Genomic DNA, 25194 nt, shown 5'->3' on the forward strand with positions numbered 1-25194 from the left:
ATTTTCCGTGGGGCTGATAAACTTTCTCCCCGTGTTTAACATCGACCACAAGAGCATCGCCCGCTGGAGCACCCCAGTGGTCGTTCTTGTGATCGGTGTTTTATCTTTCTGGGGCGGCTTCGCACGCCGTTGGATTTCCGATGACGGCCTCATCGTCCTGCGCACCGTGCGCAACCTCGAAGCCGGAAATGGGCCCGTGTTCAATATGGGCGAGCGTGTAGAGGCCAATACCTCCACGCTGTGGCAGTACCTCATCTTCCTCGTGCGCTGGGTTTCCCATGCAAATCTGGAAGGCATCGCCGTTTACTTGGGCCTCTTCTTAGCGGTAGCGGCAATGGTTGTCGGCACGGGGGCGTCGGCAAGCATGCGCTCTGGAGCCGTCCTTCCGGCCGGCGCGCTGGTGTATCTGGCCCTGCCACCGGCCCGGGACTTTTTCACTTCTGGGCTGGAATGGGGCCTGTGCATTTTCTATCTCGCAGTGCTGTGGTGGCTTTTGCTGCGGTGGTCGCGCCCGCGCCGCCACTCCGGGAGCAATAGCGAAGCCTATTGGCTCGCCTTCTGGGCCGGGCTGTCCTGGCTGGTGCGCCCAGAGCTCGCCCTGTACGGCGGGCTGGTGGGAATCGTGCTGCTCGTATCCCACCGCTGGTGGAAGATTCTTGCCGCCGCAGTGCCGTTGCCGTTGACCTATGAGATTTTCCGCATGGGTTACTACGGCCTGCTGACCCCGCACACGGCCGTGGCCAAGTCCGCAGCGGGTTCCGAATGGGGCAAAGGCTTTACCTACCTGGCGGACTTTGCCGGACCGTACTGGCTCTTCCTGCCGCTCATCGTGCTCGCCATTGCAGGTCTGTGGAAGGCGGACCTGCGCCCCACCGCTCTGCGCTCCACCGCCACTGCCACGTATCTTTTTGTGGGTGCGGCACTCATCCATACGCTTTACGTCTTGCGCGTGGGCGGAGACTTTATGCACGGCCGCATGCTGCTGCTGCCACTTTTTGCGTTTCTGCTTCCAATCTTTGTCGTTAGCGTACGCATGTGGATTGTCTCCGTCCTCTGCGCGGTGTGGGCGCTGGTTATCGTTCTGCGCGGCCATCCGGTGGATCGCAGCGTCTATGCGGATGAAATTTCCATCGTGGACGAGCGCGATTTCTGGACCTATGCCACCCAGCGCCAGGATCCTCCCATGCGCGCCGAAGAATTCCTTGGCGCCAAGTTTATGGAGGACTACCAGGAGGGCATCGACGAGCTAGAGGCCGGCGACGCCATGACCTTCCGCTATATCAAGGGCGAAGATAGGTTCTCGTGGACGGCCACGCCGGCAGACCCTTCGCGTACCGATCCGCCGACCGTTTACCTGCTTAATTTGGGCCTGTCGTCCATGAATGCGCCGCTGGATATTCGCGTGCTGGACAATATCGGCCTCAGCAACCCTTTGGCGGCGCGCCAGCCGCGCATCGTGGGCGGGCGCATTGGGCACGACAAGAGCTTGGATATGTCGTGGCAGGTGGCAGATTCCGCGGCCGATATCGACGAGATTCCGGCGTGGATTGATAAACACGAGGCGGCCAAGGCTCGCGCCGCGCTTAGCGACGCCGATTTTCAGAAACTCTTCGCCACATACAGGGAACCCCTAACTTGGGACCGTTTCTGGAAAAATATTAAATTCTCCCTGACTGACGGCCGGACCCTCACTTTTTCTTCTAATCCCTCTGACTACCTGCATTAATCCCTTCAAATGCAGACTTTAGGGGGAACCTAAGTTACACTATTCTGTGACATTGTTATCGATCCGTGACGTTAACGGTATACAGGTTCCGGACGATAGAACTTAGTGACAATCACCGAGTAGTTTGAAGGAGAAAGATGACTGCATCCATCAAGGGTCGCGTCCTTTCAGTCATCATGGCAGTTGCCGTAGCTTTGGGCCTAGCCGTCGTGGCGGGGTCCCAGCCGGCAGAGGCAGCCAACCGCGACTGGCTGCGCCGTGACGCCACTGGTACATGTGAGTGGGACAAGGTCGGCTGGTGGGTCCAGCGTTGCGACGTGTGGTCCCAGGCCATGGGCCGCACCATTCCGGTGCAGATTCAGCCGGCAAAGCGTGGTGGCAATGCTGCCCTCTACCTGCTGGATGGCCTGCGTGCCACCGAGCGCACTAATGCATGGGTAAATGACGTTAATGCTGCCAAGACCTACGAGCCGCATAACATTACCCTGGCCATGCCGGTTGGTGGTACTGCTTCCTTCTACGCTGACTGGCAAGGTCCTGCCACCTATGATCTGGAAAACCCGGTCAACTACAAGTGGGAGACCTTCCTGACCAGCGAGCTCCCTGGCTACTTGGAGCGTAACTTCGGCGTTGCTCGCAACAATAACTCCATTGCTGGCCTGTCCATGGGCGCCGGTGCCGCTCTGACCCTGGCTGCTAAGCACCCGAACCAGTTCCGTCAGGCGCTGTCTTACTCCGGCTTCCTGACCACCACGGTCCCAGGCGCTCAGACCATGATGCGCTTTGCCATGCTGGATGCGGGCGGATTCAACATCAACGCTATGTACGGTTCCCTGTTTAACCCGAAGCGTTTCCAGAACGATCCGCTGCTGCTTATTCCGAAGTTGCGCAATACCAACCTGTATATCTCCGCTGCCTCTGGCGTCCCAGGTGCTGGCGATGCTCACTACCTGCCGGAGCACCAAGCTGCCGGTGCTGCACTTGAGGTCGGCTCCAATATCACCACCCGCGTGTGGGAAGGCGCTGCTCGCCTGCAGGGTCTCAATCCAACCGTGAGCTACCCGGCCCAGGGGCTGCACAACTGGGAGCAGTTTGGCTACCAGCTCAACCGCTCTAAGCCACAGGTGCTTAACGTCATGAACGCTTGGTAATTCTTGCGGCCGAATCCCCTTTCTTAAGGAAAGGGGATTTTCTTTTGCGAAGCGTATCGAACAAATATGCGTCTAGCTATTGCTGGTGTCTCGGCTTTGCGTTAATCTATGGGCGTCAGTTCGATTGGGTGTGCGAGAACATTTAGAGGGGGAGCTTTTGTGACTACTGCTACCGCACCACCAAAACAAGCGTATTTTTCTACCAATGACATGGAAGACACCGTGTGTGTCATGGCCATGGTGCAAAGAATTCAATCATGGCAACTGTTCCAGGCAGTGTTGCCACAGTTGGAAGACGACGTTGATTGCACACTAGCTGTATTGGCTAAGAAGCTCGGTCTTTCGCGATGGCGGGTATCAAGTGCAATCCAAGCCCACTTTCGGATGCGCGAACTGCCGCTTACTACCGCAGTACAAACAGAACACTGGATTTTGGACCTTCCGCGACTCCAAGTTATTGACGTGGAATTGCGCCCCCTCGGCGGGGATGAAGCGCAGATCCAACTGGTTGATGCGGCCTTGGCAGATTTTCTCACGCCCAAAGACCCAGGACAGCACGTACCGACGGAACCGGAAATCCGAAATTTCCTGCGCGGATTCATTGATGGGCTGCTGAAGCCGGATTTGTCGGCGCAAATCGAGCGCGCGGTGTCGGTGTCCTATTCGGGCGGACAAGCCACGATCGTGTTGAAGACAGATAAGGCCACTGCGGCGGCGATTTCCCGGCATGTTGATAAAGCGGCAGCAGAAGACGGAGTTTCAAAGGCGGAGGCGCTGGAAAATCTGATCTTTAACCGCACTAGTACCAAGGTGGTGATTAACACCTATCGCACTGGCGAGGATCCTTCCCGCGTCTTTATTCCTAGCGCAGGATGGTGCGATCTGGGGGAGGGCTTAGCACATGACTCTGCGGTGCGAACTCTTACCGCCGAGGATGTCAAAAAGTATGTTCCCTCAGAAGAAATCCGTGCCTGGGTGCAGGGACGGGACGCGATCTGCCGGTGGCCGGGGTGTTCAATGCCAGCGCACTATTGCCAACTGGATCACCGAGTGGAGTACGGCGACAAAGGGCCTACCAGTGTGGGAAATCTGGTGAGCTTGTGTCAGCATCACCATAACGTGAAGACGGATGGTCGGGTGAGATACATCATGGACCCGTTTACCGGCGATATTGTCTGGATGTTCGAGGATGGCACCTTTGAAGTGGACCGCGCAGCCGGACCTCTAGCGCCACGAAATATTCACTGGAAACTTACTTGGGAGCAATTCCTTAAATTGCAGAGGAGAACATTGCAAGGTTCGTGAGTCGGGACTATACAGGGGCCTATGTTCGCTATTGAGAATCCAAGCACTGGTAAGAGTGAAGACACTTTCGAGCGTATCGATGATTCACAGCGTGATGACATTCTGGACCGTTCTACTGCGGCTTTTAATGCATGGCGTGAGACCCGCATTGAGGAACGCGCGGCAATCCTTTCGCGCGCAGCGGATCTTTATGAAGAGCGCATTGATGAGTTAGCCGATCACATTGGCCGTGAGATGGGCAAGCTAACCCGTTGGGCTAAGGCTGAGATTCAGATCGTGGCCGATATCTACCGCTACTATGCTGAGCACGCTCACGAGCTGCTTGCAGATGAATACCTGCCGGCCCAAAACGCGCATAAGACCGTAGTGCGTAAGGAGCCGCTCGGTCCGTTGCTGGGCATCATGCCGTGGAACTTCCCGTACTACCAGGTGGCCCGCTTCGCGGCGCCTAACCTGCTGCTGGGTAACACCATTGTGCTCAAGCACGCTTCCATCTGCCCGCTGTCTTCCCAAGCATGCCAGGACATCCTGGAAGAGGCTGGTCTGCCGAAGGACGCGTACATCAACATCTACGCTTCCGGTTCCCAGATGGATGCTTTTGTAGCGGATAAGCGTATCAAGGGCGTTTCCCTGACTGGCTCTGAAGCTGCGGGCTCTGCAGTAGCAAAGACCGCGGGCGAAAATTATAAGAAGTCGGTGCTGGAGCTGGGCGGCAACGACCCGTTCTTGGTCATTGATGATGAAAACCTCGAGTGGGTACTGGATCAGTTCAACTTGATTCGCATGTACAACACTGGCCAGGCCTGCAACGCGCCGAAGCGACTTATTGTGCTCGAGGACTTCTACGACCGCACCGTAGAGTACTTGGAAAAGAAGATCGGGGCCATGAAGGTTGGCCCGTACGACGATGAGAATGCAGATATTGGTCCACTGTCTTCCATCGGCGCTCGCGATGAGATCGTGGAGCGCTTGGAAAAGGCCGCGGCCAATGGCGACGCCAAGGTTCGCGTAGGCGGCCAGAAGATTGATCGCGAGGGTGCGTACATGGAGCCTACGCTGCTTACCGACGTCGACCCATCCACCGACGTAGGCTGCAATGAAATCTTCGGTCCGGTCGCCATTGTCTATAAGGCCAAGGACGTCGAAGAAGCCATCGAGATTGCTAATAACTCGGACTATGGCTTGTCTAGCTCCGTATGGGGCACCGATCTGGATGCCGCATTCGAGGTGGCAAACCAGCTCAACGATGGCATGACGTTTGTCAACGAGGCGTCGGTAACCGCAGCAGGCCTGCCTTTCGGTGGCGTGAACCGCTCCGGCTACGGCCGCGAGCTGGCACGCTGGGGCGTCGGCGAGTTTGTCAACGAGCACCTGTACCGCGTGAGCGGACAGGATAACCCGGGCAACTCCCCGGCAATGTAGCGGCGTGTCAGTCTAGCGTAAGTCTCAAGTTCAACTTAAACTTGAGCACACGATAGACAGCTCACGCCGCAGGCATCGGTCCGGGGGAGGGGAACCCTCGGAAAGGTACCGCGGCAAATCTTCAAGGACGTTTACCTATGCGCAAAAGCACTTCCCCGAGCAAAGCTCGCAAGGGCCTTGCAGTGGCCGCAGTACCTACCGCTATTGCCGTGGGTTTGGCTCTGCTGCCAAACGCCACCGCACAATCTTCCGTAGGCGATCTCTCTTCCGCAATCGGCGGCGATTCCAGCCTGTCCGATCACTTCGCCCCGAAGGAGCCGCCCGCTCGCACCCCGCTGAACACCGAATACCCAGATGTTAAGGGCCTGCCAGAGGGCGTGAAGATCAACCGCGTGGAGTACCTGACCAACCGCCACTTGATGGTCTACATCAAGTCCGCAGCTATGCCGGATAAAGAGCAGAAGGTGCAAATCCAGCTGGCTCGTGACTGGTACTCCCACCCGGAAAAGAAGTTCCCAGAGGTATGGGCGCTCGACGGACTGCGTGCGCGTGACGATGAGTCCGGCTGGACCATCGAGACCAATATTTTGAACCAGTACGCTGACCGTAACGTCAACCTAGTTATGCCGGTAGGCGGCGAATCTTCCTTCTACTCGGACTGGGAGCAGGCAGACCGCGGTAAGCGCTACATGTGGGAGACCTTCCTGACCAAGGAATTGATCCCCATTTTGGACCATGAGTACCGCTCGAACCACAAGCGTGCGGTCACCGGCCTGTCCATGGGCGGCACGGCCGCGATGAACTTGGCTGAGCGCAACCCGCACCTGTTCAACTTCGTGGGTTCCTTCTCCGGTTACCTGGACACCACTACGCGCGGCATGCCGGAAGCCATTATGGCTGCGCAGCGCGATGCCGGCGGTTATGATTCCCGCAAGATGTGGGGCGAGCCAGGTTCCCAAAACTGGATCGACCACGATCCGAAGCTGGGCATTGAAAACCTGAAGGACATGAAGGTCTATGTCTCTGCAGGCTCGGGCAAGGATGACTTTGGTAACGCCAACTCCGTAGCCAAGGGTCAGGCCAACCTTGCCGGTATGGGCTTGGAGGTCATTTCCCGCATGTCCACCCAGACCTATGTGGACTACGCAAAGCGCGCCAAGATTGACCCAGTGGTTAAGTTCCGCCCATCCGGCGTGCACAGCTGGGAATACTGGCAGTTTGAGATGCAGCAGGCATGGCCCTACATCGCAGATGCCCTCGAGATGGACAAGGCTGATCGCGGTGCGGACTGTGAGGCTATCGGTGCAATCGCCAAGGAAACCAAGAGCGGCGTCATTGGCTCTTGCTTGAATAACGAGTACGACGTCGCCAAGAAGGGCAAGGCCCAGGACTTCGAGTCTGGTACCGCTTACTGGTCCCCGGATACCGGTGCGCACGCCCTCTTCGGCCGCATTGGTGCCCGCTACGCCGAAATCGGCGGGCCTACCTCCTGGCTGGGTTTCCCTAAGACCGGCGAGTCTAAGACCCCGGACGGCAAGGGTCGCTTCGTGCACTTCGAGCACGGCTCCATCTACTGGTCCCCGGAGACCGGTGCGTGGGAGATTACCGGCGATATGTTCCAGGCCTGGGGCAAGAACGGCTATGAAAAGGGCGACCTGAAGTACCCGACCGGCCCGGTCAAGAAGGTCGGCGAGGGCTACATGCAGGAATTCCAGGATGGCATCCTGACCCGTAACCCGGATGGCTCCAACCAGGTAGTCCACGGTGCTATTGGCGCTAAGTACAAGGACATGGGCGGCGCTGAATCTGCGCTCGGCTTCCCGACGTCCGGTGAGAACGCCGTCAACGGCGGCTTCTTCCAGACCTTTGAGAAGGGCAGCATCTACTGGTCCCCGAAGTCCGGTGCGCACTACATTCTGAAGAGCAAGATCATGGACCGCTGGGGCCAGGCTGGCTGGGAGCAAGGCGAGTTCGGCTGGCCTACTTCTGACTATTCTGAGATTGCCGCTGGTGGCGTGAGCCAGGAATTCCAGCACGGCAAGATCAGCGAGGTCCTCGGCCAGGTTCGGGCCGAGAAGAAGTAGCTATGCGCAAGCTAGTAGTTGTGGGCGCGGCGCTGTGCTTGGGTCTTGCGGGCTGCGATTCCGCCACGGTGGATAGCGAACCGCCGCAAGAGACCGAGATCGCGCCCCTCGAGCGGGAGTCCGATGCCCCTTCCTCTTCGGAGAATTCCGCTTCTAAGTCGCAAGAAGATCGCGGTGCGCGTGAGATCTCTGAAATCCCGTCCGCTGAGGTGCCGGAACCGGACGCCAAGTACTTGGACAAGTTCAAGGACGCCGGCGTTAACGTCGATGGCGTAGAGGATCAGCTCCTTGGGGCCGGCAAAGCGGCCTGTGACGAGAATGAGGTCACCATTTCTGCGGTTGCCGGCCAGCTCATCGAGCAGCAGCGCACCACGATGGGCTTCGAAGAGCTTTCCCAGCTCATCAAGGATTCCGCACGTTCAGGGATTTGCTAGGTTTAGCTGGTACAACTAATCCATGCGAAAAACTATTACCGTTGTCGCGGCCCTCGTCGTTTTAGCTGTCATTGGCGTGGGCGCGTCGCGTTACCTCAACCAAGGCACAGACTCCCCGGCTCCGCACACCACGGAGCAGGCCGCGCCGCCGCAACCGCAGCAGCCTGAGTGGTGCCCCCGTGTGGAGTTCATTTCTGCCCCGGGTACCTGGGAGTCTGCGGCTGACGACGACCCCATTAATCCTTCTGCCAACCCGCGCTCGTTCATGCTGTCTATTACGAAGCCGCTGCAGGAGGCCTACGGGGAGAACGTGAAGGTCTGGACCCTTCCCTATACCGCGCAATTCAAAAATATTAATGCGCAGCACGAGATGAGCTACGACGATTCCCGCAATGAGGGAACCGCCAAGATGAATGACGAGCTACGTAGCGTTCACCAAAGCTGCCCAGCTACCAAATTTATTTTGAGCGGCTTTTCCCAGGGTGCGGTGATTGCCGGCGACGTTGCCGATGAGATTGGCGGCGGCCAGGGTGTGGTGCCGGCGGAATCCATCGCAGGCGTGGCCCTTATCGCGGACGGCCGCCGTCAAAATGGCGTCGGGCAAAACCCAGGCCGCAAGGTGGGTGGTGTTGGTGCTGAAATTGCCCTTCAGCCGGTATCCGGATTGGTTCAGCCCATCGTGCCGGGTGCCTCCATGCGTGGTGCGCGCCAGAATGGGTTCGGTAGCCTCGCGGATCGCACCTTCCAGATTTGCGCGCCCAATGATTCGGTTTGTGATGCCCCGCCAAACGTGACCAATGCACTAGAGCGCGCGCAGGGTTTGATTGCCGCGAATGGCGTGCATGCGCAATACGCCTCCAATAGTGGCGTTATCGATGGAACGACTGCCAACCAATGGGTAGTGGGTTGGGCCCGCCAGCTTATCGACGCCGCGTAACAACCATTCCCCCAACTCCGATAGTTTTATTACCGAAACCATTTACCTAAGGAGAATCGATGGATCTGAAAGCGCAGATGGGGCAGTTTCTAGCGCCCGAGTTCACCTTGGCCCAGTTGGCAGAGAATCTCTTCCAAGCGGAGACCGACCCAGACCGCGTGGTGATGCGCCAGTGGATCTACGGTGAGGAAGAAACCTGCCGAGAGCTTACCCGCGCACAGGTCAATAACCGCATCAAAGTGGTGGCGGCGCGCCTGCAGCAGGTGGCAGAGCCTGGTACCCGTGTGGCCATCTTGGCTGGTAATTCACCGGAATACGTCTTCGGCTTCTTGGGTGCTCTTTATGCGGGCATGGTGCCGATTCCGCTATATGACCCCAACGAACCGGGGCACTCGGACCACCTCAAGGCCGTATTTGGTGACTGCGAACCGTCCATCGTGGTGACTAACCGCGTATCGGCGGCGGCAGTGCGCACGTACTTTTCCGCTCAACGCGAGCGCCCGCGCATCATTTCCCTCGACGCCCTTCCTGATTCTTTGGCTTCCTCCTGGACTCCTGTGGAGGGAACCGCAGAAGACACTGCCTTCCTGCAGTACACTTCCGGTTCCACCCGCACCCCGGCCGGCGTGGAGCTCACCAATCGCGCGATTATTACCAACGTGGCGCAGATCTTCCAGGCACTGCAGCTGCAGATGCCTGCCCGCATCGTTTCTTGGCTGCCGATGCACCACGATATGGGTATCATCCTTGCCGTATTCGTCACCATTTTGGGCCTCGACTTCGAGATGATGACCCCGCGCGATTTCATCCAGCACCCGGATCGCTGGGTCCGGCGCCTCACCGCGGGCAAGCAAGCCACCTATGCCGCCATCCCGAACTTTGCCTTGGAACTCGCCGCTCGCCATGCCAAGGATGCAGATTTCTCGCACGTGGGCGGCATCATTATCGGTTCCGAGCCGGTGACCGAATCGGCCGTGGACTCCTTCCTCGAAGCCTTCAGCGTGGACCGTTCCGTACTGCGCCCGTCCTATGGTCTGGCAGAAGCGGCGCTTATTGTGTCTACCCCGCAAACTGACAAGCGCCCGGTTATCTCGCACTTTAACCGCGCGGAGCTAGCCGCAGGTCGTGCAGTCATCGAGGAGAAATCCGATGACACCGTCGCTTACGCCTCCAATGGACAGTGCGTTCCGCACCAGCACCTCGCCATTGTGGATCCGGAAACTCGCGCCGAGGTAAAGGACGGCGTTATCGGAGAAATCTGGGTCCACGGTCCCAACATGGCCACCGGCTACCTCAACCGCCCAGAGGAAACCGCTGCGACCTTCCGCAATACCCTGGGTGAGCGTCAACAGGATGGCCTGCCGGAAGACGATTACTGGATGGCCACCGGAGATTTGGCGGCCATCGTGGATGGGGAACTGTATATCACCGGCCGACTGAAGGACCTCATCGTCATTGCTGGACGCAACCATTATCCGCAGGATATTGAGGGCACGGTGCAAGCCGCTTCCACGCAGGTTCGCCCGGATTCCGTCGCAGCCTTCTCCGTGGAAGGCAATGACTCTGAGTCCCTCGTCCTGCTGGTGGAGCGAGCCGATGATGCGCAGCCGTCCGGCGATGCCGAGGCAACCGAGGCCATTCGCACCGCGGTCACTGCCCACCATGGCATCACTCCGGATGACATCGTGTGGAAGGCACCCGGCGAAATCAACCGCACGTCCTCCGGCAAGATTGCGCGCCGCGTAGCCAAGAAGAATTATGTGGGATTCTGATATACCGCTAACAAAGTGACGAAATATAGCGATATACCCCTACGCCATTTAGTATTTTTCCGTAACGAAAGACCTTTTTATGACCATCGAGCAACTGCGAGCATGGCTGCGTGACTGGGTCGCCCAGGCCACCGGTGTTTCCGCCGAAGAGATCCTAGATTCCAAGCCTTTGGAAAATTATGGCCTCTCCTCGCGGGATGCTGTAGTGCTATCCGGCGAGCTGGAAAACCTTCTGGGCACCCGCCTCGATGCCACCGTGGCATATGAGTATCCCACCATCGAGCTGCTGGCGGACCGCCTGCTGAACGCACCTGCGGCGCCCCAACCAGAAGAGCACGCCCCGCGGATCGCGCAGGGATCCGACGTTGCGGTCATTGGTCTTTCCGGCCGCTTCCCGGGCGCCAAGAATGCCCAAGAGTTCTGGTCTATGTTGGCGGAATCCCGCGCAGGCACCGGCCCGTTGCCAGTGGGCCGGTGGTCCGAGTACTCCGCCGATCCGGTCATGAGTGAGAAGATCGCTCAGCAGAATACCGATGGCGGTTACCTTGAAGACATCGCCTCCTTTGACGCGGAATTTTTTGGCCTGTCCCCACTTGAGGCGGCCAATATGGATCCGCAGCAACGCATCCTATTGGAGCTGGTGTGGGAAGCGCTAGAAAACGCTGGTGTTCCCGCCAATGAGCTGCGTGGCACGCAGACCGGCGTGTATATGGGATCGACCAATAATGACTACGGCATGCTCATCGGCGCGGATTCCGCCGAGATGCACCCGTATGCGCTAACTGGCATTTCTTCTGCTGTGGTGGCCAACCGTATTTCCTATGCCTTGGATTTCCGCGGCCCTTCCATCAACGTGGATACGGCCTGCTCCTCCTCCCTCGTGGCGGTGAACCAGGCGATGAAGGATCTGCGCACGGGAAGCGCGGACGTGGCGCTGGCCGGCGGCGTGAATATTCTGGCCGCCCCGCATGCGTCCACGGCGTTCTCGGAGTTGGGCGTTACCTCTCCAACGAGCGCCATTCACGCCTTTTCGGATGACGCCGATGGCATCGTGCGTGCCGACGCCGCCGGCGTCCTCGTGCTCAAGCGCTTGGAGGACGCGGAAGCGGACGGCGACGATATCCTCGCCGTCATCAAGGGCTCGGCCGTCAACTCCGATGGCCACTCCAATGGCCTGACCGCCCCGAACCCGGAGGCACAGGAGGATGTGCTGCGCCGCGCCTATGCTGATGCGGGCGTAAATCCACAGGACGTGGACTATATCGAGGCCCACGGCACCGGCACCATTCTGGGCGATCCGATCGAGGCCTCCGCCCTAGGCCGCGTGCTCGGCGCGGGGCGTGGGGTCGATACTCCTATTTTGCTCGGCTCGGCCAAGACCAATATCGGTCACTCCGAATCCGCCGCGGGTGTGGTAGGCCTCATTAAGGTCATCCAGGCCATGCGCAATGACGTGATTCCGGCCAATATCAATTACTCGGCGCCGAACCGCTATATCGATTTCGAGGCCGAGCATCTCGAGGTAGTCGAGGATCCACGCGAGTGGCCCGAGTACTCCGGCCACAAGGTCGCTGGCGTATCCGGCTTTGGTTTCGGCGGCACCAATGCACACGTCGTACTCACCGATTACCGCGGTGCCCCGGCCGAACGCGCGCCGCAGCTTTCCACCGAAACGGTCGCGTTGCCGGTATCCGGCCTTTTGCCTTCGCGCCGGGCACGCGCTGCGGCCCTGTTGGCAGACTTCATTGAGGCGGAAAAGCCCGCGCTTGTCGACGTCGCCCGAACTGTCGCCCGCCGCAACCACTCCCGCTCCCGCGCCGTCGTGACGGCTAGCTCCACCGAGGAAGCGGTCAAGCGCCTGCGCCAGGTAGCTGAAGGCAAGGTCTCCGTCGGCATTGCCGCGGCGGATTCCCCGCACGTTCCGGGGCCAGTATTTGTTTACTCCGGTTTCGGATCCCAGCACCGCAAGATGGCCAAGGACATGATTGCGCTCTCGCCGCAGTTCAAGGCCCGCTTGGAAGAGCTGGATGCCATCGTGGACTTTGAGTCCGGCTGGTCCATCCTGGATATCGTCAACGACGACGCCCAAACCTATGACACCGAGACCGCCCAGGTGGCCATCACCGCCATTCAGATTGCATTGACGGACCTGCTCGCTTCCTTTGGCGTGCGCCCAGCCGGCGTGATGGGCATGTCCATGGGCGAGATCGCAGCGGCCTATGCCGCAGGCGGCATCTCCGCAGAGGACGCCATGGTTATTGCCTGCCACCGCGCGCGGCTGATGGGTGAGGGTGAGGCGTCGCTAAGCGATGCCGAGCAAGGAGCCATGGCCGTCGTAGAGCTCTCGGCCGAGGACATTGCCGCGCTCGACGGCAATATCGAACCCGCCGTGTATACCGGACCCGGTATGACCACCGTGGGCGGCCCCCGCCAAGAGGTGCTGGACCTGGTGGAAAAGCTCGACGGCGAGGGCAAGTTCGCCCGTGCGCTCAATGTGAAGGCCGCCGGGCATACTTCGGCCGTGGACCCCATCCTGGGCGAGCTGCATGCAGCCATCGCCGGCATGGAGGCTAAGCCGCTGCACACCCCGCTGTTTTCCTCCGTGGATAAGGGTGAGGTCTATCGCCCTGGTACCACAGTGCACGATGAGGACTATTGGCTGCGCATGACTCGCCACTCGGTCTACCTGCAGGATGCCACCGAGGCGGCCTTCAACGCTGGCCACACCCAGCTGGTAGAAATCTCACCGAACCCGGTAGCGCTGATGGGCCTCATGTCCACCGCCTTCGCCGTGGGCAAGGCCGATGCACAGCTGCTGTATGCGTTGAAGCGCAAGGTAGATCCCACCGAGTCCTTGCTGGATCTGCTCAGCAAGCTTTATGTTGCCGGCATGCCGGTAGATTTTGGCGCGGTCTTTGGCTCTGGTGCGCGCGTGGAGGCGCCCTATACCCAGTTCAACCGCCAGCGCTTCTGGACCAACGCGCGTCCGTCGGCCGGCGTATCCGGCCTGCCGGGCGCACGCGTCAACCTGCCAGAGGGCAAGGTTGCCTTCTCTACCAATGCGGACCAGGCGCCATCCGCGCTGGCCATCGTGGAGGCCGCGGCCGAGGCTGTCAAGCCTGGGGCGCGCATCATCGCCACCGAGGAACACGCCGACCTGCCACCGCGCGGTGAAGTCACCACGGTGGTAAGCCAGTCCATCGGTGGCATGTCCGTGGCCGTCTACGCTGTCCGGGGTGCGCAGACCGAGCTTTTGGCGGAAGGCTTTGCCTCCGCCTTGGACTTGGGCGCGGCGCCCATCCCGGGCGTGGCCGATGTGCCTGAAAGCGAGCCTGCAGCAACCGCAGACGTTGATGCCGTGCGCTGGGATCCCGCGGAGGAAACCGTGGAAGACCGCCTCGCGCTCATCGTGTCGGAATCCATGGGCTACGACGTCTCTGACCTACCGCGCGAGCTGCCGCTCATTGACTTGGGCCTGGATTCCCTGATGGGCATGCGCATTAAGAACCGCGTGGAAAATGACTTCCAGATTCCGCCGCTGCAGGTGCAGGCGCTTCGCGACGCCTCTTTGGCCGACGTCATTGCTATGGTGGAAGAGGCCGTAGCCGGCGGCAGCGTGGATACCAGCGACATTGCTTCTGCGGATACTCCTGCACCAGAAGAAGACGAACCCGGCCAGGGCGTCGGCGTTGCCCCGCGCGATGCCTCGGAGCGCATGGTCTTTGGTACGTGGGCCACCTTTACCGGTAAGGCAGCGGCGGGCGTTACCTCGGCGCTGCCTGAGGTAAGCGATGAGGTAGCGACCCAGATCGCCGAGCGCCTCACCGAGCGTGCCGGCATCGAGGTCACCGCCCAGCAGGTCCACGAGGCTGAGGCGCTAGAGACTTTGGCCGACCTCGTCCGGGAAGGATTGGAGACCGAGGTAGAAGGCAATATCCGCGTCCTGCGCGAGGCTAATGGTCCTGCCGTATTCATGTTCCACCCAGCTGGCGGCACCACTGTGGTCTACCAGCCGCTGACCCGCCGCCTGCCCGAGGACGTGGCAGTCTACGGCGTGGAGCGCATTGAGGGCTCGCTGGAGGAGCGCGCTGAGGCTTATATCGAGGACATCCTGCACTACGCTCGCGGCCGCAAGGTCGTGCTCGGCGGATGGTCCTTCGGTGGCGCGCTGGCCTACGAGGTGGCCTATCAGCTGCATCAGCGCACCCAGCGCGGCCAAGACTCGGTGGATGTGGCGTTCATCGCGCTGCTGGATACCACCCAGCCGTCGAACCCAGCGCCGGATACCCCGGAAGAAACCCGTGCCCGGTGGGAGCGCTACGCGGCCTTTGCTAAGAAGACCTACGGCCTGGACTTCGAGCCGCCGTACGAGATGCTAGAGACCATGGGCGAGGATGCGCTCATGACCATGCTGGCGGAGTTCCTCGCTACTACCGACGCCTCTGAGCACGGCCTTGCCGCCGGCGTACTGGAGCACCAGCGTGCTTCCTTCGTGGATAACCAGATTCTGGCCAAGATCGACTTCCATCGCTGGGCCGATGTCACCGTGCCGGTTCTGCTTTTCCGTTCCGAGCGTATGCACGACGGTGCGATTGAGCTGGAGCCGCGCTACGCTGAGATTGACCCCGACGGCGGTTGGGGAGTTATCGTTAAGGATCTAGAAATTGTGCAGCTGCAAGGTGATCACCTTGCAGTGCCCGACGAGCCGGCCATCGGCATCGTGGGCAAGCATATGGACGAATGGATCGAGGAGAAGATACGTGGCGGCCAAGCAGACAACCGCTGAGAAACTCGCTGACCTGCGCGAGCGTCTGGACAAGGCGCAGGACCCAGGCAGTGAGCGCTCCCGCAAGCGCCGCGACGAGGCTGGGCGCACCACGCCTCGTCAACGCATCGATGAATTGCTAGATGAGGGTTCCTTCGTCGAAACCGGCTCCTTGGGTAAGACCCCGGGTGACCCTGACGCCATTTATTCCGATGGCGTGGTCACCGGTTATGGCCGCATTTCCGGCCGCCCAGTGTGTATCTACGCCCACGATAAAACCGTTTACGGCGGCTCAGTCGGCGTGACCTTTGGTAAGAAGGTCACCGAGGTCATGGACATGGCCATCAAAATCGGCTGCCCGGTCATCGGTATCCAGGACTCCGGCGGCGCCCGCATCCAAGATGCGGTGACCTCGCTGGCCATGTACTCCGAGATTGCCCGCCGCCAGTTGCCGCTGTCCGGCCGCAGCCCGCAGATTTCCATCATGATGGGCAAGTCGGCCGGTGGAGCCGTCTATGCTCCCGTGACCACGGACTTTGTCATTGCCGTGGACGAGGAAGCGGAAATGTATGTCACCGGCCCGAACGTCATCCGTGAGGTTACCGGTGAGGACATCACCTCCGCCGAGCTGGGCGGTGCTCGCCAGCAGGAGCTCAACGGTAATGTCTCGGCGGTCGTCCCTTCCGAGGACGACGCCTTTGATATGGTCCGCGATCTCCTCGATCACCTGCCGCTGACCTGTTTTGATGAGGCGCCGGAGTTTGCTGCGCCTGCCGACGCCGAAGTGGCCGAAGACGAAGAGCTCAATGCCTTCATGCCGGATGACACCAATGCTGGCTACGACATGATGGACTTGTTGACTCAGTTGGGCGATGACGAGGATCTCATTGAGATTCAGGAGAACTTCGCGCCCAATATGATCACCGCTTTCGGTCGCATCGATGGCAAGACCGTTGGCTTTGTGGCCAATAACCCCATGCACCTTGCGGGCTGCATTGATGCCGACGCCGCCGATAAGGGCGCGCGCTTCATCCGCATCTGCGATGCCTATAATATTCCGCTGGTCTTCGTAGTGGATACCCCGGGCTACCTGCCGGGCGTGGAACAGGAAAAGGTGGGACTTATCCACCGCGGCGCCAAGTTTGCCTTCGCCGTGGTGGAAGCCACCGTGCCGAAGGTCTCGCTCATCGTGCGCAAAGCCTACGGCGGTGCCTATGCGGTGATGGGCTCGAAGAACCTGACCGGTGATATCAACCTGGCGTGGCCGACCGCGCAGATCGCCGTGATGGGTGCGGCCGCTGCCGTGGTGATGATTGCAGGTAAGCAGCTAGAAGCAGCCGAGACCCCGGAACAGCGAGAGATGACCAAGAAGATGTTCATGGACTTCTACGATGAGACCATGACGGCTCCGTATGTTGCGGCCGAGCGCGGCTATCTAGACGCGATGATTCAGCCGAATCAGTCGCGCTTGGCGCTCCGTCAGGCACTGCGCCAACTGGCCACCAAGCAGGAAAGCGATCTGCCGAAGAAGCACACTATTGCGCCGATGTAATGCCTTGTGCTTGGATAGCATATAAAGAGCTAATCCTAGTGAAGGAGTTATTTATGATTTTGTCTAGCGCTGTGGATATCGTCAGCGAACTTATCGGTTTCATCGTTGATATTCTCAATCAGGCAGGCGTACCGGTAATCTCCAAGTAAGTGGAGCAAAAAATAAGGAGGGTTAAACCCTCCTTATTTTTATTTGCGGGCGAAAAGCCGCCAGCCAAAGAAAAATAGTGCGGACATCACCGTCGCTACGATAAGGAAGCTCCAGTGCGGCAGGCGGCCGTTGACGAGCATCCACAGCGCCATACCGCCCACGACGGTGCTCAGCCAGACGATTCCGCCTTCCTTCCACTTGCCTTGCGCTTTGGTAGCCAGGATGATGACCCAGCCGATAAGCGCGCCTACGGCCCAGGGCCAAAAGGCATCTACCCAGGTGGAAAAGCTCAATCCGCCGTGGGCGAGGCGGGCAGCCACGGCGAAGAGCATCAGGGCGATGATATCGATTACGGGGGCGATTCTCATGCGTTTTCCTTTCGGTTCAAGGCGGCGTAGGTAATGCCCTTGCGGGCATAGTGCCAGAAGTAGATTAGCCAGCCAATGATGGTGATCAAGGCAAAGGAGATAAGGCGGTAGATGATGGCCGCGCCGGTAGCGTCCACCGCGGTCATACCCGTGGCCACAAGAGTGGCGATGATCGCGGCTTCCACCGTACCGAGGCCGGCCGGCGTGACCTGAGCGGAACCGGCAAGCTTAGCGGTGAGATAGGCCAGCGCCACGCCGGCCATCGTCGTGGTGTCCTCGCCCGCGTGCAGCGCTGGCAGGTGGCCGGTAACGGCCCACACACAGCCCCATAGCGAGACCATATCGATCAGCCGGTTGGCCAAGGAATAAAAGGATACCCAGGCGAATTGGCGGCGGGTAAGGTGTACCTCTTCCAGATTCTTGACCTGGTCTACGAGGGCCTCGCGCTTGGAGCCTTTAATGAACTTCTGGCGGTTGAGCCAGCGAATGATTTTATCCGGGTGATTGGTCAGCCAGAAGAGGCCGCCAGAAAGCGCCAGCATGAGCACCAAGGTGCCGATGAGGGACCAGAGCGCCATATCCGCGTTCAGAAAGAGCACGCCGCCCAAGCCAATGAGCACGAGCCACATCGTGGAAATTGCAGAGGACAGCACGAAGAACCAGCCACACAGCATGACGGACGCGCCCCATGTGCGCTGCACGTAGAAGGTGAGGATGGCGGAAAAGGCCGGGCCGGCCGGAAGAGTGGTGGACCAGGCATTAGCGGCCAACGTCAGTGCTGCGGTTTCTGCGGCCGGCACCTTGATGCCGCCGGCTCGAATGAGCAAGCGCATGACCTCGCCCATGGCGAGCACCGCCACGATGGAGGCGAGGATCACCAGTGCTATCGCGGCCGGGTTGGAATGAGACAGCCGCGAGAAGCCTTCGCGCAGGAAGTCCAGCTCATCGCGGAAGACATAAACCAAGACCAGCAGGACGATGAACGAGGCGATGAGGCGCAGCCAATTCTTCACTTACTTACCCCCTTCGAGGCGTTTTTTGAGTTCAGTGAAGGGAACAGTCTTGCCGCGGTGCGTCGCACCGCCAGTCAAAGTGGTGGTGGCGTGGCGCAGCCAGCTAGGGGCCCACCAGTTATCCTCGCGCAGCAAGTGCATGACGGCCGGAACGAGGAGCATGCGGACAATGGTGGCGTCGATAAGCAGGGCAAAAATCATGCCGTAGGCAATGTATTTCATCATCACGATATCGGAGAAGCCGAACGCGCCGGAGACCACGATCATGATGAGCGCCGCCGCGGTAATAATGCCGCCGGTATGCGCGGTGCCGGCCGCAATAGACTCGTCGGTGGAAGCGCCGCGTCGGCGGGCCTCCACCATGCGGGAGACCAAAAAGACCTCGTAATCGGTGGACAGGCCGTAGACAATGGCGATGATGAGCACCAAAATCGGGCTCATGAGCGGGCCGGGCGTGAAGTTGAGGATGTCCGAGCCTAGGCCGGCAACGAACATTAACGTCAGGATGCCCAGCGTTGCGCCCAAGGTCAGCAACGTCATCACAATGGCCTTGAGCGGCAGTACAAAGGAGCCGAAGACAAGGGCCATGAGCAGGAATGTAGCCAGCACCACGTAGAGCGCCATCCACGGCAGCGTGTGGAAGAGTGCATCGAGGGACTCCACCTCCATGGCGGGAGTACCGCCCACGTAGAGGTTCACACCCTCAGGGGCCTTGACCTTTTCCAGTTCGTGCACAATCTTCGCGTAATCATCGCGGTCTTCAATGCCGGCGGAAAGGACGGTAGTGCCGTCCTTGGTGGCAGTCGTCGGCGCCATGGGCTCGGTGAGGCCGTCGAGGCCGCGGACCTGCATGACGACGTCGACAAGCTGCTGGTTCGAGGCATTTTCTACCACGAGCTTGACCGGCTCCGTGCGGAAGGCCGGGAATTCTTCGTTGAATTTATCCTGAGCCACGCGGGTGTTCTGGTCGGGCGGCAGGTAGGACTCGTTGATGCCGCCAAAGGTGATGCTCATGACGGGCAGGGTAAGCGCGATGAGCAGGCCGCACACGGCGATGGTCAGCCCGCGGGCATGCCGCATGGCCCAGCGCGGAAGCTTATACCACCAGGTGTCTTGAATAGTGCGAGCCGTCCGCGAGGTACGGCGCACGGACCAGGTATCGATCTTGGGGCCGAGCATGCCAAAAATGGACGGCAGCACGGTGACCGAAAGGAGCGCGGCCAAGCCGACCGCAGAAATGGAACCATAGGCCACGGACTTCAGGAAGGCCTGGGGGAAGAGGAAGAGGCCGGAGAGCGCAACGGCGACCATGGCCGCGGAGAAAACCACAGTTTGACCGGCTGTCGCGGTGGTGGTGGCCACCGCCTCCTCCGTGGAGCGGCCCTTGTCCAGCTCTTCGCGGAAGCGCGAGACCATAAAGAGTCCATAATCGATGGCTAGGCCAAGCCCCAGCAGTGTGACGACGGCCTGGGCAAAGACATTGACCTGTGAGAAGCCGGCCAGGATGGACAGGATGCCCAAAGAGCCCAAGATGGAGAGGCCGCCGACCACCAGCGGCATGCAGGCCGCGACGACGGAGCCAAAGACCACCAGCAGGAGAATACCTACCAGTGGAAGGGCGGCCTTTTCGGCGCGGGAAATATCGTGGGACATTCCCTCATCCAAGGCATCAGCAACCGCCGTGGCACCCGCAATCTCCACCGGTGCGGTGGTATCCGTGAGAGCGCCCTCGATGGCGCGGAAATCCTTCAGCGTCTGCTCATCATCGCCTTTCAGGCCGATAGCGGCGAAAGCCAGCGAGTGATCAGCATTGACCAGGTTCGGGTTCTTCGTGTCGAAGTAGCTGGTCACCGAGTCAATCTGGTCCGGATACTCCGATTTCAACTGCGCCAAGTGCTGCTTGGCAGCATCGAAGTTCTCATCGGGGGAATGGAAGAGCAAGATGACATCGCCGGAGTTATCGCGGCCGAATGCTTCCTGCTCGATCTGGGCCGCGCTTGTCGACGCCGCATTGGGATCCTCCCAGCCCTCCTGGCTCATGCGGTCTTCGAGCTGCAAACCAAAGCCGATAAAGAGCGCAAGGATAGCGGCGACGATGACGGCGGGGATGAGCCGGCGGTGTGCATAGGAAAAACGTCCCCATTTTTCAAACATTGGGGCAGCCTCCTAGCGGTTATTAAGCAGCGCAGCCAGGGGACGGAATGGCTGCAGCCATGCACCACCCTCGGGCAGGTTATCCAGGTTCACGCGCGGTAGCGGCTCGCGGAATACACCCTCGATATCTTCCAGGTCCACAAAATTGATATCTGCGTGGCCTACGGCCCACGCGGCATGCTCATGGAAACCGAGGACCGTCACCGGAAGGCCTTCCGCGATGAGCTCTTCCAAAGGCTCCTGGAAATTCTGGCCATCGGCGGAGGCAACAATCACGCCGGCTAGATCCTCACGGAGGCTTTCGATGTGGTCAAGCATATCCGGATCCACGTCATCATCTTCGTGGATCTTGGGCTTGGCAAAAACGCCGAAGCCCACGTTGCGGATGGCTTCTACCCATGGGCGGATGACATCGGCGCCGCCCGGGGTGACATTAGTAAAGACATCGGCGCGTGGCTCCGCATCAACGTCCTGGGCAAGGTGTACCAGCCAGCGGCCGATGGCGTCGAAGCGCGGGCGGTGTGCGGCGGTGGGGCGGCCACCGAGCAGGGAGCCTAAGCCCATGTCCATATTGGGCGCATCCCAGACAAGTAGGTAGGTGCTCATTTATTTCTTCTCCCAGAGATACTCCGTGATGACGTGTTCTTTATCTAGGCCCTTGCCCTCAAACTTGGTGATGACCTGACGGTCCACCAACTGCGGGCACTCTGGCCACGGCCAGCCCTTGTAATCCAGGCTCGGCTCTACGTCCACAAGCTCATCGATCCACTCGGCGTATCCGGCATGGTCGGTAGCAACGTGCAGCACGCCGCCCTTCTTCAGGCGGGAAGCAAAAAGATTGAGTGTGCCCGACTGGATGATTCGGCGCTTGTGGTGGCGGGCCTTTGGCCAGGGATCCGGGAAGAAGACGCGGATGCCATCAAGGGACTCCGGGGCAAACATGCGCACCATGACCTCGATGCCATCGCCGCGAATCATGCGGATATTGTCGATGCTCTCGCGCTCGATCTGGCCCAGTAGCTTGGCCAAGCCCGGCTTGTAGAGTTCGACGGCGATGATATTGGTATCGGCTTCTTTCGGCGCCATGGCGGCGGTAGAGGTACCCGTGCCGGATCCGATTTCCACGATGGTCTTGGCGCCGCTGCGGCCAAACCAGGCGTCGAGGTCAATGACCTCGTCTTCCAGTGTGCGGCCTAGTTCTGGCCAGCGCTTTTCAAAAAGCTCATGCTGATTTTCGGTCAGCGTGCCGCGGCGGAAGGTGACGTTGCCTAGGCGTGGGTAGTCGAGTTCGTTGTTGAATACGGCATTGAAGTCGGTCTGTGGTGGGCGACCTGGAGGCATTTCTCCAGCGCGGGTGTTTTGAGAGTTATCTGTGTTATTCATTGCGGCCTATTTTTCCCTGCTTAGCCCTGTCAAGCAATACGCCGCGCCGTGGGTCACGTGTGGCGAGGTCAATCCGGGTATAACCAGTGGTCCCGGTTGGGGGTGGAAGATGATCGTTTTGATTGCCGCTGGGGAGGGTAATAGACCCCCAGACAGGGGGATGGGAAAAGGCGATTTTTAACACAGTATCTGTGGTTGCGCTTGGTGAAGTTCTGGTAAACGCGGTGGATATAACCGGTGTGACAAAATCTGCGCAAATTATTCGGACAAGCACGTTAATCTTGAGGTGAAAGGCACAGTTGGGGATTTATTTCCCCAATTTTCATACCCACCCTCAGGAGAATTACTAATGACCGCCACTATCCCAGGGCTCGTCGGAGAGCTACCGACTAAAAACGAAAAGCTTATCGGCTGGATCAGCGAGAATGTTGAGCTCTTCCAGCCTGACCAGGTGGTCTTTGTAGACGGCTCCCAGGACGAGGCTGACCGTTTGGCCGCAGAGCTGGTGGAAAAGGGCACGCTTATCAAGCTGAATGAGGAAAAGCGCCCTAATTCCTACCTGGCTCGCTCCAATCCTTCCGACGTTGCCCGTGTGGAATCCCGCACCTTCATCTGTACAGAGAATGAAGATGGCGCTGGCCCGACCAATAACTGGGCCCCGCCAGCTGCGATGAAGGAAGAAATGACGGAGGCATTCCGTGGTTCCATGAAGGGCCGCACCATGTACGTGGTTCCCTTCTGCATGGGCCCTATTAGCGATCCGGAACCAAAGCTGGGCGTGCAGCTGACTGACTCCGCCTATGTGGTGCTCTCCATGCGCATCATGACCCGTATGGGTGCGGAAGCCTTGGACAAGATTGGTACCGACGGCGATTTCGTCCACGCCCTGCACTCCGTGGGTGCCCCACTAGAGCCGGGCCAGGAAGATGTTGCGTGGCCGTGCAATGACACCAAGTACATCACCCAGTTCCCTGAAACCAAGGAAATCTGGTCCTACGGCTCCGGATACGGCGGCAACGCCATCCTGGCGAAGAAGTGCTACGCGCTGCGCATCGCTTCTGTCATGGCCAAGGAAGAAGGCTGGATGGCTGAGCACATGCTCATCCTGAAGCTCACCAACCCAGAGGGTAAGAAGTACCACGTTGCGGCCGCCTTCCCTTCGGCATGCGGCAAGACCAACCTGGCCATGATTACCCCGACCATTCCGGGTTGGAAGGCTGAGGTCGTCGGTGACGATATTGCCTGGCTGCACCTGCGCGAGGACGGCCTTTATGCCGTAAACCCGGAAAATGGTTTCTTTGGCGTGGCCCCTGGCACCAACTACGACTCCAACCCGATTGCCATGCAGACCATGGAGCCGGGCAACACCATCTTCACCAACGTTGCGCTTACCGACGACGGCGATGTCTGGTGGGAGGAAATGTCCAAGGAGGCACCAGAGCACCTCATCGACTGGACCGGTCAGGATTGGACTCCGTCTTCCTCCACTAAGGCTGCGCACCCGAACTCTCGTTACTGCGTCCCGATTTCCCAGTGCCCGAGCGCCGCTCCGGAGTACGATGACTGGCAGGGCGTGAAGATCGACGCCATCCTCTTCGGCGGCCGCCGCAAGACCACCGTTCCGCTGGTAACCCAGGCCTTTGACTGGAACCACGGTACTATGATCGGTGCCCTGCTGGCCTCTGGCCAGACCGCTGCAGCAGAGGGCAGCGTCGGCACCCTGCGCCACGATCCGATGGCTATGCTTCCGTTCATGGGCTACAACGCCGGTGACTACCTGCAGCACTGGATCGATATGGGTGAAAAGGGCGGCGACCGCATGCCGTCTATCTTCCTGGTTAACTGGTTCCGCCGTGGCGACGACGGCCGCTTCCTGTGGCCGGGCTTCGGCGAGAACTCCCGCGTGCTCAAGTGGATCATTGACCGCATTGAGGGCAATGTTGAGGCCGAGGAAACCGTCGTGGGCCACACCGCTCGCGCCGAGGATATCGACCTCGAGGGAATCGACTTTGATATCGAGGACGTTCGTGCCGCTCTTGCCGTCAACCCAGAGGACTGGGAAGGCGATATGCAGGATAACGCCAGCTACCTCAACTTCCTGGGCTCCCGCGTGCCGTCCGAGGTGTGGGACCAGTTCCACGCCCTGAAGGAGCGCGTAGAGAACGCCTCTTAAAAACTAGGCTCAGCTAGCCCCCAGCGACGTCGGCGTTGCTGGGGGCTACTTTTGTAACACCAACGTCAGGTTAGACACCGCAAATTCCCGCACCCCTGGCACGCGGGTGAGCCACCATGCCCAGCTGGGATGGTAGCGGGGGAAAGCGAGTTTGAGCGCGCCGGTGCGCTGTGCCCAGGCAAGGCCGGCGGAACAGGGGACGTCGAAAAGCGAAGTGCCAAAGACATTCTTGGGCGGATGGCCGTGGCACCGGGTATAGCGATCGCGGGCAAACTCGCCGCCCACATAGTGCTCCCACAGGCCGGTCTCGTGGCCGCCAAAGGGGCCCAGCCACACCGTGTAACTCAGGATGGTGAGACCACCGGGGCGGGTCACACGCAGCATCTCCTCGCCCATATCCCAGGGATTGGGGATGTGCTCGGCCACGTTGGAGGAATAGACCACGTCAAAGGAATTATCGGCAAAGGGCAGGTTGGTGCCATCACCGCGCACGGAATTGCTCAGGTGGATGCCGGCCGCAGACATCTCGCCGGCATCCGGCTCCAATCCCACATAGCGGGCGCCGCGCCGAGAAAAGGCGTCCGCAAAATAGCCTGGACCGCCGCCGACATCGAGCACCCGTGCTCCGAAAAGCTCCACGCCCAAGTCGCGGCCGAGGTTATCAACCAGCGCGGCCGTATCCTCCGCGAGCCCGCCGTAGAAAATCTCCGGGCGCGTCTGCTCAAAGCGGAAGGAACGCAGTAGCTGAATGGAGCGGCGGAGCGTGGCCATCTCACGGGTATGTCTCATAACCCACTAGGCTAAT

17 protein-coding genes are annotated in these 25194 nt (G+C 59.8%); 11 read left to right on the top strand and 6 right to left on the bottom strand.

Features of this window, described 5'->3' with window-relative positions; all coding sequences use genetic code 11:
- Positions 1 to 31: 31 nt before the first annotated feature.
- The 10 genes from LG376_RS04675 (at position 32) to LG376_RS04720 (ending at position 17148) form a co-directional block, all read left to right on the top strand.
- Positions 32 to 1726, top strand: coding sequence for a hypothetical protein (locus LG376_RS04675; RefSeq protein WP_225746303.1), 1695 nt, complete (start codon positions 32 to 34; stop codon positions 1724 to 1726).
- Between the two features lie 137 nt (positions 1727 to 1863).
- Positions 1864 to 2877 (top strand): alpha/beta hydrolase family protein, encoded by a 1014-nt coding sequence (locus LG376_RS04680; RefSeq protein WP_225746304.1) that lies wholly within the window; start codon positions 1864 to 1866, stop codon positions 2875 to 2877.
- A 159-nt stretch (positions 2878 to 3036) separates the two neighbouring features.
- Complete coding sequence (locus LG376_RS04685; protein WP_225746305.1) at positions 3037 to 4182, top strand: HNH endonuclease signature motif containing protein; 1146 nt, start codon at positions 3037 to 3039, stop codon at positions 4180 to 4182.
- 21 nt (positions 4183 to 4203) lie between these two features.
- Positions 4204 to 5604: an NAD-dependent succinate-semialdehyde dehydrogenase gene (locus LG376_RS04690; protein ID WP_198492182.1), complete on the top strand. Its 1401-nt coding sequence runs from the start codon at positions 4204 to 4206 to the stop codon at positions 5602 to 5604.
- Positions 5605 to 5741: 137 nt separating this feature from the next.
- Positions 5742 to 7688: an alpha/beta hydrolase-fold protein gene (locus LG376_RS04695; RefSeq protein ID WP_225746306.1), complete on the top strand. Its 1947-nt coding sequence runs from the start codon at positions 5742 to 5744 to the stop codon at positions 7686 to 7688.
- 2 nt (positions 7689 to 7690) lie between these two features.
- Positions 7691 to 8122: a hypothetical protein gene (locus LG376_RS04700; RefSeq protein WP_225746307.1), complete on the top strand. Its 432-nt coding sequence runs from the start codon at positions 7691 to 7693 to the stop codon at positions 8120 to 8122.
- Positions 8123 to 8144: 22 nt separating this feature from the next.
- Positions 8145 to 9059, top strand: a complete 915-nt coding sequence (locus LG376_RS04705) for a cutinase family protein (RefSeq protein WP_225746308.1) — start codon at positions 8145 to 8147, stop codon at positions 9057 to 9059.
- 59 nt (positions 9060 to 9118) lie between these two features.
- Positions 9119 to 10831 carry an AMP-binding protein gene (locus LG376_RS04710; protein WP_225746309.1) on the top strand — a complete coding sequence of 571 codons (1713 nt, stop codon included), beginning with the start codon at positions 9119 to 9121 and terminating at the stop codon, positions 10829 to 10831.
- A 79-nt stretch (positions 10832 to 10910) separates the two neighbouring features.
- Entirely contained in the window at positions 10911 to 15617 is a 4707-nt protein-coding gene (locus LG376_RS04715) for a type I polyketide synthase (protein ID WP_225746310.1), read from the top strand.
- Positions 15592 to 17148 carry an acyl-CoA carboxylase subunit beta gene (locus LG376_RS04720; protein WP_225746311.1) on the top strand — a complete coding sequence of 519 codons (1557 nt, stop codon included), beginning with the start codon at positions 15592 to 15594 and terminating at the stop codon, positions 17146 to 17148. The genes LG376_RS04715 and LG376_RS04720 overlap by 26 nt, the downstream gene beginning before the upstream one ends.
- Positions 17149 to 17336: 188 nt before the next feature.
- Here the strand turns inward: LG376_RS04720 and LG376_RS04725 are convergent, their stop codons facing one another.
- From LG376_RS04725 to trmB, 5 genes are read right to left on the bottom strand one after another with little or no spacing between them, the layout of a single operon-like run.
- Entirely contained in the window at positions 17337 to 17666 is a 330-nt protein-coding gene (locus LG376_RS04725; RefSeq protein ID WP_225746312.1) for a DUF3054 domain-containing protein, read from the bottom strand.
- Positions 17663 to 18679, bottom strand: coding sequence for a YbhN family protein (locus tag LG376_RS04730; protein WP_225746313.1), 1017 nt, complete (start codon positions 18677 to 18679; stop codon positions 17663 to 17665). Before LG376_RS04730 ends, LG376_RS04725 begins: the two co-directional genes overlap by 4 nt.
- The gene (locus tag LG376_RS04735; RefSeq protein WP_225746314.1) at positions 18680 to 20833 is read right to left on the bottom strand and encodes an MMPL family transporter; all 2154 of its coding nucleotides are present in this window, start codon (positions 20831 to 20833) and stop codon (positions 18680 to 18682) included.
- A 12-nt stretch (positions 20834 to 20845) separates the two neighbouring features.
- Complete coding sequence (locus LG376_RS04740; RefSeq protein WP_005325427.1) at positions 20846 to 21439, bottom strand: NYN domain-containing protein; 594 nt, start codon at positions 21437 to 21439, stop codon at positions 20846 to 20848.
- Entirely contained in the window at positions 21440 to 22216 is a 777-nt protein-coding gene (gene trmB / locus LG376_RS04745) for a tRNA (guanosine(46)-N7)-methyltransferase TrmB (protein ID WP_225746315.1), read from the bottom strand.
- A 349-nt stretch (positions 22217 to 22565) separates the two neighbouring features.
- Here trmB and LG376_RS04750 point away from each other — a divergent pair, with 349 nt between their 5' ends.
- Positions 22566 to 24389, top strand: coding sequence for a phosphoenolpyruvate carboxykinase (GTP) (locus tag LG376_RS04750; protein WP_225746316.1), 1824 nt, complete (start codon positions 22566 to 22568; stop codon positions 24387 to 24389).
- 45 nt (positions 24390 to 24434) lie between these two features.
- Here the strand turns inward: LG376_RS04750 and LG376_RS04755 are convergent, their stop codons facing one another.
- A complete protein-coding gene (locus LG376_RS04755) occupies positions 24435 to 25178 on the bottom strand; it encodes a bifunctional 2-polyprenyl-6-hydroxyphenol methylase/3-demethylubiquinol 3-O-methyltransferase UbiG (RefSeq protein WP_225746317.1) in 744 nt (247 codons plus the stop codon).
- Positions 25179 to 25194: the final 16 nt, after the last annotated feature.

It is taken from the genome of Corynebacterium sp. Marseille-P4611, assembly GCF_916618765.1.
GTDB classification, from domain to species: domain Bacteria; phylum Actinomycetota; class Actinomycetes; order Mycobacteriales; family Mycobacteriaceae; genus Corynebacterium; species Corynebacterium marquesiae.